The sequence below is a fragment of the Pseudonocardia hydrocarbonoxydans genome, assembly GCF_006539565.1.
Lineage (GTDB): Bacteria > Actinomycetota > Actinomycetes > Mycobacteriales > Pseudonocardiaceae > Pseudonocardia > Pseudonocardia hydrocarbonoxydans.
The window spans coordinates 1-12549 of sequence record NZ_BJNG01000063.1; the positions used below are offsets into that span (position 1 = coordinate 1).

At 74.3% G+C, this 12549-nt stretch carries 8 protein-coding genes and 1 pseudogene; 2 read left to right on the forward strand and 7 right to left on the reverse strand.

The features are described 5' to 3' along the window. Positions 1 to 2 precede the first annotated feature (2 nt). The 3 genes from PHY01_RS25605 to PHY01_RS25615 all read right to left on the reverse strand — a co-directional run bounded on the left by PHY01_RS25605 (position 3) and on the right by PHY01_RS25615 (position 2770). Complete coding sequence (locus PHY01_RS25605) at positions 3 to 551, reverse strand: class I SAM-dependent methyltransferase (RefSeq protein WP_246086154.1); 549 nt, start codon at positions 549 to 551, stop codon at positions 3 to 5. Between the two features lie 432 nt (positions 552 to 983). After that, positions 984 to 1772: a DUF4386 domain-containing protein gene (locus tag PHY01_RS25610; protein WP_170183986.1), complete on the reverse strand. Its 789-nt coding sequence runs from the start codon at positions 1770 to 1772 to the stop codon at positions 984 to 986. A gap of 32 nt (positions 1773 to 1804) precedes the next feature. Next, the gene (locus tag PHY01_RS25615; protein WP_141282776.1) at positions 1805 to 2770 is read right to left on the reverse strand and encodes an NAD(P)-dependent alcohol dehydrogenase; all 966 of its coding nucleotides are present in this window, start codon (positions 2768 to 2770) and stop codon (positions 1805 to 1807) included. A gap of 185 nt (positions 2771 to 2955) precedes the next feature. Between PHY01_RS25615 and PHY01_RS25620 the strand changes: the two genes are divergently transcribed. Further along, on the forward strand, positions 2956 to 6240 hold the full coding sequence (locus PHY01_RS25620) for an AfsR/SARP family transcriptional regulator (RefSeq protein WP_218030350.1): 3285 nt from the start codon (positions 2956 to 2958) through the stop codon (positions 6238 to 6240). Positions 6241 to 6537: 297 nt separating this feature from the next. Continuing rightward, positions 6538 to 7539 carry a DUF389 domain-containing protein gene (locus tag PHY01_RS25625; protein WP_141282779.1) on the forward strand — a complete coding sequence of 334 codons (1002 nt, stop codon included), beginning with the start codon at positions 6538 to 6540 and terminating at the stop codon, positions 7537 to 7539. A 19-nt stretch (positions 7540 to 7558) separates the two neighbouring features. Here the strand turns inward: PHY01_RS25625 and PHY01_RS26775 are convergent, their stop codons facing one another. The 4 genes and pseudogenes from PHY01_RS26775 to PHY01_RS25650 form a co-directional block, all read right to left on the reverse strand. Next, positions 7559 to 7744: a LuxR C-terminal-related transcriptional regulator gene (locus PHY01_RS26775; RefSeq protein ID WP_170183987.1), complete on the reverse strand. Its 186-nt coding sequence runs from the start codon at positions 7742 to 7744 to the stop codon at positions 7559 to 7561. A gap of 29 nt (positions 7745 to 7773) precedes the next feature. Next, positions 7774 to 8964 (reverse strand): VC0807 family protein, encoded by a 1191-nt coding sequence (locus tag PHY01_RS25635; RefSeq protein ID WP_141282781.1) that lies wholly within the window; start codon positions 8962 to 8964, stop codon positions 7774 to 7776. A 123-nt stretch (positions 8965 to 9087) separates the two neighbouring features. After that, a pseudogene (locus PHY01_RS27855) lies at positions 9088 to 10100 on the reverse strand (alanine/glycine:cation symporter family protein); the annotation flags it as partial. Between the two features lie 120 nt (positions 10101 to 10220). Continuing rightward, positions 10221 to 11630, reverse strand: coding sequence for a DUF2254 domain-containing protein (locus PHY01_RS25650; RefSeq protein ID WP_307723989.1), 1410 nt, complete (start codon positions 11628 to 11630; stop codon positions 10221 to 10223). Between the last annotated feature and the right edge of the window lie 919 nt (positions 11631 to 12549).

A 12549-nucleotide genomic window follows, 5' to 3' on the forward strand; every position in this document is an offset into this window, starting at 1 on the left:
CCCTAGGGGCGCACCGCGCGCAGCAGGTCGCCGATGAACCCGGTCGGGGTCCAGGACAGCAGCGCGACGGTGCCGCCGGGCCGGCACACGCGCAGCAGTTCGGCGGCCGCGGCCTGCTGGTCGGGCGCGAACATCACCCCGACGCAGGACAGCACGACGTCGAACTCGCCGTCGGCGAAGGGCATCGCCGCCGCGTCGGCCTCGACCCACTCGACGGACAGGCCGCGCCGGTCGGCCTCGGCCCGTCCGGCGTCCAGCAGCTCGGGGGTGATGTCGGCCGCCACGACGTCGGCCCCCTGCGAGGCGGCGGGAAGGGCGGCATTGCCCGCGCCGGCCGCCACATCGAGGACGCGGTTGCCCGGCAGCACGCCCGCAGCCCGGACGAGTGCGGCCCCGAGATCGGGGATGACCTGCCGGGCCACCTCCGCGTAGTCGCCGGCCGACCAGGTGGCCCGCAGCTTCGTCCGAACCGGATCAGCCCGGTCCGCGGCCGCCGCGGTCATCGCCGCGGCCCGGTGGTGGGGCCTGCCGGTGCGGGGACGTGTGTTCATGGGTGCCTCCTGCCGATGGTCGTGCGTCCGGTGATGGACTCCAGGGTCGGCCGCGGACCTGCCGCGGTGCCATAAGCAGAAGTGCTTATGAGCGCTACTGGGGCCTCGCCGGGCGAGTCGGCGTTTGACCTCCCGGATCAAGAGCCCGCGGAGGCGGGCGCTCGGCGACCACGGCCGCCGTCAGCACGTCATCCGCACCGTGCACGGCCGCGGTCGAACGGGATGTGGGGAGGCTGCGAGGTGGCGCCGGCCGAGGCCTGCCGCGTGCTGCGTCCCGGCGGCCTGATCGGGATCGGCCTCCGGGGCGGCGGGCCACCGCTGGACCTGCCCGCTGCGGGAAGGCCTACGCCCGCCACGCCACGCCGAGCGTCACCGCGACCGCAACCGCGGCTGCGGTGAGCACGGTGCGCAGCCGCGACACCAGACGGTTCATCAGAGCTCGCACTCGCGGGCCGCCAGAGCGCGCCGCTGCCACGCGTCGGCGTCGACCCCCCGGACCAGCAGCCAGCCGGAGAAGGCCAGCTCGCCGGGGACGGCCAGCACGAGCACCACGGTGGACAGCACGCCGGCGAGCTCCGGAGCCACCAGGGTGCCGAGGCTCTGCGCCAGGTAGCCGAAACCGGCGAGCGCCAGCAGCCCGCCGACCAGCCGCGGCAGGTACCCGGACTGATACACGAGCCAGCCCAGCAGCACCAGGTGCAGCCCGAACAGCAGCCCCCAAACGAGCACCAGAGAGCTGTCGGCTTCCTGGAACGCGAGCGCGAGCGCGTCGCGCTGCTCGGTGCTCAACGCCGTGAGGTAGCCGGCGCCGCCGACGAGCACGAGGGTCATGATGCTGGTCAGCAGGTTGCCGGCGGCCATCACGACGCCCTCGCCCGCCCGAGCGAGCGCCGCCGCCAGCGACACCGACCGGCTGACCGGCCGCATCAGGGCGTACAGCACCCCGGCGAGGGCGATCTCGACGAGGACCACCGTGGCCTCCCCGACCATGCCCCAGCGGAACAGGCTCTCGCTCGCGGCGATGTTCCGCGCCGTGCCGGCCGCGTCCCCGGGCACGACCAGGGTCGAGCGCACGGCGGCCGACAGCGGGTACAGCACGAAGATCGCGAGGTAGAGGATCCCCGCGACGCGGGTCAGCCGGCGCAGCCTGCTCCGCGCCGCGGGTGCGGCGGTCGTGGTACAGGTGGTCGTCTCGCGGTCGGGGACCAGTGGTGTGGCCATGATCGGGTCCTTCCCGGGTGTGCGGTGGATGGTCATGCGGTGAGGACGACGCGCCCGCGGGAGTGGCCGGCCCCGACGTGACCCAGGGCGTCGGTGGCGTCGCGCAGGTCGTAGGTCGCGTCGATGACCGGCAGCACCCGGCCCTCGGCGGCCAGGCAGGTGACCCGCTCCAGGGCCGCCCGGTCCCGGGTCGCGAACAGCGGCCGCAGCCGCTGCCGGACACAGGGCGAGAGCGCCAGCGCCCCGGCGAACCTGCTCATCCCGGTCAGCGACCGGGGGTTCTGCCCGCCGACGACCACGTAGGTGCCCGCCGGTCGCAGCACCCGCCGCGCGGTGCGCAGCGACTCGCGGCCGACCAGGTCGACGACCAGGTCGTAGCGGCCGGTGTGCCCGGTCACGTCGTCGCGGGTGTAGTCCAGGACGTGGTCGGCGCCTGCGGAGCGGACGAGCTCGACGTTGCGGGGGCCGGCCACGCCGGTGACCTCGGCGCCCAGCGCCTTCGCGAGCTGGACGGCGAAGGTCCCGACACCGCCCGAGGCGCCGATCACCAGGACGTGCCGGCCCGCCGGGAGGGGGCCCGCCCGATGTAGGGCCTGCAGGGCCGTGACCGCGGCGGTGGGGACGGCGGCCGCCTGCTCGAAGGTGAGGTTGGTCGGCTTGCCGACCAGCAGTCCCGGGCGCGCCGAGGCCAGCTCGGCGAAGGCACCCTCGGCCCAGCCGAGCACCTCGTCGCCCGGCCGCAGATCGGTGACTGCGGTCCCCACCGCCTCGACCACACCCGCCACGTCGGCGCCGGGCACGCGCCGCCGGGGTCCGGTCAGGCCGGTGGCCAGGCGCGTCGCGTAGGGGATGCCCTCCACGGCGAGCACGTCGCCCCGGTTCACCCCGGCGGCCCGGACCCGGACCAGGACCGCGTGGTCGTCGGGTGCCGGGTCGCCGAGCTCTCGGGTCTTCAGGGCCGTGGGTGGTCCGTACGTGTCGTGGACGATCGCCTGCATCGGGTCTCCCGGAGTGTGCGGTGGTGGACGCGCCCACCGTCGCCCGGGGCTGTTGTGCGGATGTCGCGCGGGTGTCGAGCCGCCGGTCCGGCACCTTTCTCCCGGCGGCGGCGGCGGTTAGGTTGGGTCGATGGCCGGCCGGCGCGGGCACGTCAGCACCGTCGATGTCCGGCTGCTCGGGGGGGGTGCAGGCCTCAGGCCTCGACGGCCGACCCCTGGACGTCGGGCCGGCCAAGTGCCAGGTGGTGCTCGCCGCGCTGGCCCTGTCCGTGGGGTCCGCGGTGCCGGTGCCCAGGCTGGTCGAGGCAGTGTGGGGCGAGGACCCGCCGCGCACCGCCGAGCGCACCCTGCAGTCCTACCTCGCTCGGCTGCGCCGCACCCTCGGCGCCGCATCGATCACGAGGTCGCCGGGGTGTTACCGGCTCGACCTGCCCGCCGAGGCCGTGGACGTCGCGCGCTTCGCACGGTCGCTGGACGCCGGCGATCTCAACGGCGCTCTCGCGGACTGGCGGGGCCCGCCGCTGGCCGGGTTGGACGCGCCCGGGCTGGACGCCGCGGTCGCCGGGCTCACCGAACGCTGGCTCGGCGCGGTCGAGGACGACCTGGCCGGGCACGTCGAGTCCGACCCGGCCGGCTGCATCGCCCGGCTCAGCGAGCTCACCGCGGCCCACCCCTTCCGCGAGGGGTTGTGGGCGCTGCTGATGACCGCGCTGTACCGGGTTGGTCGCCAGGCCGACGCGCTGGCCGCCTACCGGACCGCCCGCGACCGGCTCGCCGACGCGCTCGGCGTGGCACCGGGCCGCCACCTGCAAGACCTGGAGCTGCGCATCCTGCGCCACGACGCGCAGCTCGGTCCCGACCCGCCCGCGCCGCCGTCGCGGGTGGTGCCGGCGCCACCGACCGGGACGGTGACGGTCGGTTTCGTCGACGTCGGGGGCAGCGGGGCCACCGGCCGGCCCGTTCACCAAGAGCTGGCCCGCCGCCACGGCGGCCACGTCTTCGCCCACGCCGGTGACTCCTACGGCGTGGCGTTCCGGACCGCGGACCGGGTCGTGGCCTGGGCATCGGACCTGCACGACGCCGCACCGGGCGAGGCCGGCGGGCAACGGCCCGCCCTGCGCGTCGGCCTGCACACCGGCGCCGCCGACGAACACGACGGCGGCTACTTCGGGCCTGCGGTGCACACTGCGTCCCGGCTGGCCGCGGTCGGCCACGGCGGGCAGACGCTGGTGTCCGGGTCCACCGCCGGGCTGCTCGCGGCGACGTCCCTGCTCGCGGCGACGTCGCTGCGCGATCTGGGCCGCCACGTCCTCGACGGGGTCGTCGGCGAGCTGCAGGTCCTCCAGCTCGGCGACGACCGGTTCCCGCCGCTGCGCACGTCGGACCGGCGCGGCGGCAACCTGCCGCACCGGCTCGGCCGGCTGATCGGCCGGGACCAGGAGCTGGAGCGGGTCGGCCGGGCGCTCGCGTCCCACCCGGTAGTGACCCTGGTCGGGCCGGGCGGGATCGGCAAGACCCACCTCGCCCTCGCCGCCGCCCGCGCTTACGCGCCCCGGGACGGCTGGGTGGTCGAGCTCGCCGACATCGACGCCGCCGCCGACGTACCCCGGGCCGTCGCCGAGGTGCTCGGTGTGCGCGAGCGGCACGGCGTGCGCCTGGCCCGCAGCGTCGTCGACACCCTGCGCCGCCGCCGCGCGCTGCTGGTACTTGACAACTGCGAGCACGTGGTCGACGCGGCCGCCGACCTCGCCGCGCTCGTCGCGGACGGCTGCCCGGACGTCCGGATCCTGGCCACCTCCCGGGAGCGGCTCGGGCTCACCGGCGAGCGCGTCGTCACCGTCCCGCCGCTGGACCCGGACGGATCGGCGGCCGAGCTCTTCGCCGAGCGCGCCCGGTCCCTCGACGCGTCGCCCGACGTGGCCGGGCAGGTGGCCGGGGAGGTGGCCGAGATCTGCCGCCGGCTCGACGGGATCCCGCTTGCCGTCGAGCTCGCCGCGGCCCGCGCCGCTACGATGGGCCCGGTCGAGCTGTGCGAGCGGCTGCGGCACCGGCTGCACGTGCTGGAGGGCACCCGGCGTGGCGGCACGGAGCGGCACCGCACCCTGCGGTCGGCCATCGGGTGGTCTTACGACCTGCTCGCGCCGACCGAGCGCACCGTCTTCCAGCGGCTGTCGATCTTCCACGGCACGTTCGACCTGGCCGCGGCCGAGTGGGTTGCGGGTGCCGCGCCGCTGAGTCCGCCCGAGGTCGCCAACGCGCTCGGGCGGCTGGCCGAGCAGTCGCTGGTGACCGTGGGGTCCGGGCCGTTCGGCCGGACGTTCCGGCTGCTCGAACCGATCCGCGAGTTCGGTCGCGACCGCCTCGGCGACGCCGGGGCAGCCGAGGCCGTCGCCGAGCGGCACGCCCGGTGGTGCCGGTGCGAGGTCACCGGCATCCACACGCTGCTGGCGGGCTGGGGCGAGCCCGAGGGCGTCGTGCGCCTGGCGGCCCTGTTGCCCAACCTGCGTTCGGCGTTCGACTGGGCCTGCGGGACCGGCCGGGCGGGTCAGGCCCGGGACCTGCTGACCCCCGTGCTGTCCGAGATCGTGGTGCGCAGCGCCGTCGAGCTCGGCGACTGGGCCGAGCGGCTGCTGGCCGTCACCGATCCCGGGGACACCGACGCGCGGCTGCTCGGACTCTACGCCGCGGCGCACCGGTACTCGATGACCCAGGACCCGCAGGCCTACCGGCGCCTGCTGGCGCATCACGGCGAACCCGACCACGTCCTGCTGCACCACGCGCGGGCGATCGCCACCCAGGACCACCCGCTGATGGCCGTGTGGGCGCCGCGGGCCGTGGCAGAGCTCCGCGCGCGCGGGGAGGACCACCTGGCCGAACGCGCCGAGATCAACGTGGCGACGGCGTGGATGAACCTCGGCGAGCTCGGACGCGCCGAGGCCCGGCTGCGGGAGCTGCTCGAGCGGTACCGGCGGCAGGGCCCGCCGACCTTCGTGCACTGGACGCTGCTGCTACTCGGCTACACCGCACTGTTCCAGGAGGACACCGCAGGGGCCGACCGCTACTTCGCCGAGGGGGTCGCAATCGAGGTGCCGCCCCGCACGCACAGCCCTGCCGCACCGCTGCGGGCGCGGGCGGCCTTTCGGCGTGGGGAGCACGCGCGCGCCTTCGGCATCCTGCGCGACCACATCGACGTGCTCCTGGTCACCGACAACATGCAGGCCGCGATGATGGACTGCACCGAGTTCGTCGCCACGATGGCCGCGACCGGCCGGGTCGAGGCCGCCGCCCGGGTGCTCGACCACCTGCAGTCGGGTCACCTGCTCGACGGCCCCGGCTGGCGGCTGCTGGTGGCCGACGCGACGGCGGCCGCGGCGCGCCACGGGGCCGGGCCCGCCCGCGACCGGGTGCCCGCCGGGGACCGGGCCGTCCTGGAATACATGCGCGACATGCTCGACCGGATCATGGCGTGACCCCGGTCCGTCCGGACACCCGGCGGCCCGCCACCGTCGTCGACCGCCTGGACCGCCGCTGATGTCCCCGTATCCCGTGGCCGACGCCCCAAGAAGGGCGGCAAGCGCAAACTACCTGCAGCTCCGGCACGACGTCGTGCGGGAGTCGCCACTTCAGTCGTGGACGGTGTCAGCTCGGTAGCTGTCGTTCATCCACGGCTCATCCACGACGAGTCGTCAGCGCCACGTCGGCCGCACCTCGACAGTGCCCGTCCGGGCGATGATGGCCAACAGGGTGCGTGCACGGGACAATCAGCCATGCTGACCGCCCTGCGCGTCCGGATCCTGCCCGAGGCCCAACGACGCACGCTCGACGAGCTGTCCGACGACCTTGAACTGCGCACAGGCGACGTCCGCGCCAAGAGCTCGGCCTTCTGGACCATGCTGACCCTCTCCGGCATCGTCGCCGCGGCCGGGATCATGAGCGACTCCACCGCGACCGTGATCGGGGCGATGATCATCGCCCCGCTGTCCACGCCGATCATGGGGATCGCGCTGGCAGCGGTGAAGCGCCGACGCAACGGCTCGGTGGCGTTCGTACTGGCCGGCGCCGCGCTGGTGGTGCTGATCGGGGTGCTGGCCGCCGCGGTGCTGCCCGGCTCCTACGAGCTCACCGACAATAGCCAGATCACCGCGCGGATCTCCCCGGGGCTGCTGGACCTGGTCGCGGCGCAGGCGACCGGGCTGGCGGGCGCGGTCGCTCTGACCCGCCGCGACGTCGCGGCCGTGCTACCCGGCGTGGCCATCGCGATCTCCCTTGTCCCGCCCCTGGCGGTGGTAGGGATCTGTCTCGGCCGCGGCGCGTTCGACCTCGCCGCCGGTGCGTCGCTGCTGTTCCTGTCCAACCTCGTCGCGCTGGTGCTCGCGGGCATGTTCGTATTCGCCGTGCTGGGCTATCCGTCCGAGCTGGTGACCGACGGGTCTCGCGGCACGAACCGGACGTACGTGACCTTCGCGGTGCTTGCCGTGGTGCTGGGGATCCCGCTGGTGCTCAACACCGTGTTCAGCGGCCTCGTCTCGTCGTGGGAGGCCGCGATCCAGCGGGCCGGGGTCCAGTGGCTGGCCACGGCCCCCGGCTCGTCGGTGGACGGGGTCGACCTGCACTCCGCAACGTTCAGGCTGCGCGTGCAGACCCCCGGTGCGCTCCCGCCGACCGATCGCCTGCTCTCGTCCCTGGCCGGGGAGGTGCCCGACGGCCTGCGGCTGGAGATCGTCTCGAGCCGGGGCGAGACCATCGACGCCGGCACGGTCGGAGGCTGACCCGGCACGGTCGGAGAGATCACGCGTAGCGCGAGGTGTCCGCAGGTGCGGGAGGCGCTTCCTCGTGGGCCGCGACCTGGCCAGCGACGCCGGCCCGTCCGCCCGCGTCGAGCTTCCCGATGATGTGCCGGACGTGCACGTGCACGGTTCGTTCGGCGACCCCCAGGACCCGCGCGATCTGCCGGTCGGTCCGCCCGGTGGCCACCAGCCGGGCGACCTCCCGCTCCCGTGGGGTCAGCGATCCGAGCGCCCGCCGGGCCGGGTCCGCGCGGAGCACCTCGCGGGCGAGGTCGACGGCCGTGCCCAGCCTGCGTCCCGCGTCGCGCTCCCGGTCGAACGCGGCCGCGCCGAGTTCGGTGGCGAGCCCGCGATCCAGCGCCTCGCGATCGGACCGCTCCTCCGCGGACAGCAGCGCTCCCAGCCGCGTCCGTCGCGCGGCGGCCGCGCCGAGCAGCCAGGCCGCGGCACGGGGCGTGCCGTGGGCGGCCGCGACCGCCGCCGCCCCCTCCAGACACCGCGCGAGACCGAGCTCGTCGGCGAGCTGCTCGGAGAGCTCAAGCGCCTCGTCGAACAGCGCGGTGGCCTCGTCGACCTGTCCAGCGACGAGCTCGACCGGGCCAAGGGCGCACGCCGCGCAAGCGGTCGCCCACCGGTACCCGAGCAGCCGGAAGGAGTCCAGCGCCGCCCGGAGGTGGGCGGCGGCCGTCGGATCCGACCGCCTGCGCGCGAGCAGGCCCAGGTCGTAGCGAGACCAGGCCTCGCCCGCGGCGTTGCCCGCACCGGCGTTTCGACCTGCCGTGGGGCGAGCAGCTGGTGCCAGACGCCGGCCCGGCGCAGCAGCAGGTGGGTGGGCAGTTGCAGGACGAGGATCGTGGCGACGGCCAGTGCGGTCTCCAGCGCGGGCAGGATCGCCACGGGCAGGGTGTAGGCCATCAGGACGCGCAGCCCGCCCTCGGCGAGCAGGACCGAACCCCACATGACGGTGATGGCGCGGTACGCCCGGCGCAGGCGGGGGTCGGTCTCCCACATCCGGTCCATCCGCTCGGCCCGGTGCGGGAGCAGCGCGCGGGTGGTCTGGAAGGTCACCGGGTGGCGCAGGCGGAGACTGGCGAGCATCATCACGCCGGCCGGCAGGCTGAGCAGGGCCCCGCGGACCAGGACGTCGCGGGGATCGCCACTGATCAGCGCGGCGAGCAGGCCGAGGACCATGACGGCCAGCACGGTCAGGGCGAACCCGTCGGCCCGGCGGTGCCGCACGGCGGTCCAGAGGGCGCCGAGCAGCGGCGGGACGGCGCCGACGGCCAGTGCGGTGATCTCGCCGGCCCCGATGCCGAGCAGGACGTAGAACAGGACCAGCGGCACGGCGAGGTCCAGGACCGTGCGGGCGGCGGTGCGCAGGGCGCGCGGTGGGGGCGGTGCGGTCATGGGTGACACCGTCGCGCGCCGGTCGTCCGCGAGGCATCGGCCCGGCGGCGGGTCCGGGTCGGTCCGCGGTCGGGTCCCCCGTACGACTTTCGTCGGACGCCGTCGCGGTCAGGACCACCCCGGTCAGGACGTCTTCGTCGTGGCCTCGACGACCTCCCCGGTCCGCAGCTTCTCCCGGTGGGCGACGACCTCCCGCTTCACGACCGGCGCGAGCAGGTGGAGACCGGCCACGTTGAACAGGGCGAGCAGGGACAGCACGGCGTCGGCGAAGGACAGGACGCTGCCCAGGGTGAGCACCGACCCGATCACCACGAAGACGCAGAACACGGCCTGGTGGATGCGCTCGCTGGCCGGGCTGCGGCCGAAGAGTAGGTCCACGCCTTCTAGCCGTAGTAGCCCCAGGTGATGATCGTCGACAGGGCGAACAGGGCGACCGCCACCGTGAGCACGTAGGGGAACCATGCCGGCGATGGTGATGGTCAGCGCTGTCATCGTGCAGATGACGACGGTGTCGATAAGGGCTCCAGGAGCGCGACGTACCCCTCGGTGACGGGGTGCTCGGTCCGCACGGCGGAGTGCGCGATCGGGGCCGAGCCGAGGCCCGCCTCGTTGGAGAAGGCCGCGCGCTGGAAGCCGACGGTCAGCGCTCCGATCGTGCCCCCGGCCACACCGGCGCCGGTGAAGGCACCGGCGAAGATCGCTCCGAACGCCGCGGGCACCTGGGGCAGGTCGACGCCGATCACGATCAGGCACGCCGCGATGTAGACCACCGCCATGGTGGGCACGAGCCGGCTGGTGACCCGTCCGATGGACGCGATGCCGCCGACGAGGACGGCCCCGACCAGAGCCGCCAGCACAAGACCGAACACGAGTGCGGTGCCGGCGCCGCCGAGCGGGCCGGTCTCGCCTCCCGTGACGTCGCGCAGCTGGGCGAACGTCTGGTTGGCCTGGAACATGTTGCCGCCGGCGAGGCCGAAGAACAGAATCATCACGGCGGCACCGGCGGCGAGGATCCGGCCCACGATGCGACCGGTCGCACCGGGCAGCCGTTCGGCCACGTCCTTGCGCAGGTGGTGCATCGGGCCGCCGGACACCGTTCCGTCGGCGTGCACCTCGGGGTAGCGGACGCCGAGGGTGCCGGCGGCCCACCCGGGTCTGCCGGCTGAAGGTCGAGCGGGTCGGGGACCGGGACACCCGGATGGACATCACCTGCCTCCACCATCGTGTGTCGGCGATGAGGAGGAGCCGGGATCGGTTCACACGGCGGTCGGGTTCGGCATCCACTTGCCCGTTGCGGCCTGCTCGACCTGCACACCGAGCTCCGCGAGAGTGGTGCGCTCGACGGCGTCGAAGTCCTGCGCGTCGACGGTGTGGCGCAGCCGAGCGAGCTGGTCGGTGACCGCCCGACGCTGGTCGGGCCGGTCCACGGTCCAGCCGAGCTCGCGCAGCAGCATCATCAGCCGGGTCAGCACGGCTGGGTCGGCCGCACCGTAGCGACGAGGCTGGGACACGGCCAGGTCCAACAGCTCGGTGAGATCCGGACGGCGCAGAACGACCCGGATCCGGTCCTCGTCGTCGTGCAGCAGGCGGGGTCCGAGGTCGCGACCGGCGAGCTCGCACAGCAGTGCCGCGGAGTGGCCGAGGGCGTGCACGGCGGTGGTGGGGTCGTTGATGCCGGGGGACAGGGCCTTGACGGCCACATCGGTGAGCTGCCGCAGACCGTAGGCGACGTCCTGTGCGGCGGTGCGTTCGTAACCGGTGGAGATCGCGGTCGCCACGCGCTCCGTGAGCTGGCTGCGGGTGCCGGGGTCGAACCCCGCGGCTGCGCGGGGCCAGCAGGCTGCGACGGGGGTGCCGGCGATCAGCGAGCTACCGGGATGGCGGTCGACGAGCACGACGGCATCGGCGTCGACGGCTGCATGCAGCAGGGCTTCCTCGTCCACGCCGCCGAGGAAGCCGGAGCGCGCCGCCGGTACGAGAATCGCGTCGGCAGGCGGATCGGGTGGCGCAGAGTTCCCGGCCGGAGGTTCGCCGTCCACGGACAGCATCCGGTCAGCGGTGTCGGAGGCGGAGGTGTGGACCTCGCGCAGCATCGTCTCGACCCGGATCTTGCTCGCCAGGTGCGCGAGGAACAGCACCAGCGTGACCACGGTCGCCAGGGCGAGCAGGAAGGCGAGTGTCACCGAGATCTGCGGGACGAATGCGTCCTGTCCGTCGTCGGCGGTCCGCACGGTGCGCAGCACCGTGAGCGAGTAGGCGAAGGTCGCGAGGAACAGCGCGAGGGTCCCGTGCACGAACCGGTCGCTGGTGAAGGTGCGCAGCAACCTCGGGGAGAACTGGCTGCTGGCCAGCTGCAGGGTGACGATCGTCAGCGAGAACGTCAGGGACGTGACAGTGATCTGTGACCCGGCGATCGCCTCGAGCACGGATCGGGCGGCTCCTGCACCGCCGCCGAACAGGTACCTGGTCACGGAGGCGGGCAGAACGTCGTCGATGCGCTCGTCGAGGCGGGGCAGGAACACCCCGAGCGCGACGGCCAGCGCGACACCGATCGTGGGCACCGGCCACAGCTGGGTTCGCAGGGTGTCACGGGCCGCGCCCACCGTGCCCGGTCTGTTCATCGTGCCCCCGTCCGCGGAACCGGGTGGCCCCGGCGGCCACTCCATCACATCCGGGACCGCTCCGCCCCGCAGGACGGCGACGGTCGGCTGCGTGTGCACCACGGCTCGGGACGCCTCTGCCGGCCGGGCCGGTATGCGTCGTCCACCGGGCCTGCTGCGGTACGCGGGCCGGTGGGGAGATCAGGCGGCGGTGGGTTGTCGGAACCACGCGACGGCGGGATGGTGGCCGGCGGAGGCGGTACCGGGGCAAGGCGCCGCGCATCTCCGTCGGCCACCGCGGACTGTGTATGCCACTGCCGCTGGCACGGGGTAGCGGTTCGAGGATTCGTCAGGATCCCGTCAGATCGGGATGGTCGGTCGGGAACGGCGGTCGCGCGCCTGCACGTGGCGAGGCCCGACCCCGGCTCAGCCGGGTTCGCCCGAATGGACAGCGCCACGAACTGGGGCGTCGGACGGTCTTGGCGGCCCAGCCCTGTGCGGGCGGCCCGAAACCACCTCCGTCGACCTGGGGCCGACGGCCCTGACGGGCCTGTGACGTGCTCCGGCGGAGGGAGGCGGTGGTCGGCGGGCGCCCGTCGGGGGTCGACTGCGGGCCCAGCGGACCTGTAGCCGGTCGGGCGTCCCGTCGACCACCAGCCGCCTTCCTAGCCCCGTCGTCGAGGTCGTGACCGGGTGCGGGCGATTCCGTCAGGAGATCGTCAGGTTGCCGCCGGCGCCGCTGACGGCTCGATCGGCTCGTCCTGGGCGTGACCGGCGGGCGCCAACCTTGCGATGACCTGACGATGCCGGTGACGTCCCCCGCCCGCGGGTAGCGTCGCTGACCGTCCAGGAGCCGTCATGTGTCCGCCGTCGCGGTCAGGCGGACGACCTCGGTCCGCGTCCGGGTCTGCTGTGACAGCGAGACCAGTTCGACCGGGGAACAGACAATGAGGATGGGTGCGACGTATGTCCGTGTTCGAGGATA

Bases quoted from the DNA above. Each gene is read 5' to 3' on its own strand.
- PHY01_RS25615 (WP_141282776.1), bottom strand. From the start codon at position 2,770: ATGCAGGCGATCGTCCACGACACGTACGGACCACCCACGGCCCTGAAG.
- PHY01_RS25635 (WP_141282781.1), bottom strand. From the start codon at position 8,964: ATGACCGCACCGCCCCCACCGCGCGCCCTGCGCACCGCCGCCCGCACG.
- PHY01_RS25610 (WP_170183986.1), bottom strand. From the start codon at position 1,772: ATGGCCACACCACTGGTCCCCGACCGCGAGACGACCACCTGTACCACG.
- PHY01_RS25625 (WP_141282779.1), top strand. From the start codon at position 6,538: ATGCTGACCGCCCTGCGCGTCCGGATCCTGCCCGAGGCCCAACGACGC.
- PHY01_RS25650 (WP_307723989.1), bottom strand. From the start codon at position 11,630: ATGGAGTGGCCGCCGGGGCCACCCGGTTCCGCGGACGGGGGCACGATG.
- PHY01_RS25605 (WP_246086154.1), bottom strand. From the start codon at position 551: ATGAACACACGTCCCCGCACCGGCAGGCCCCACCACCGGGCCGCGGCG.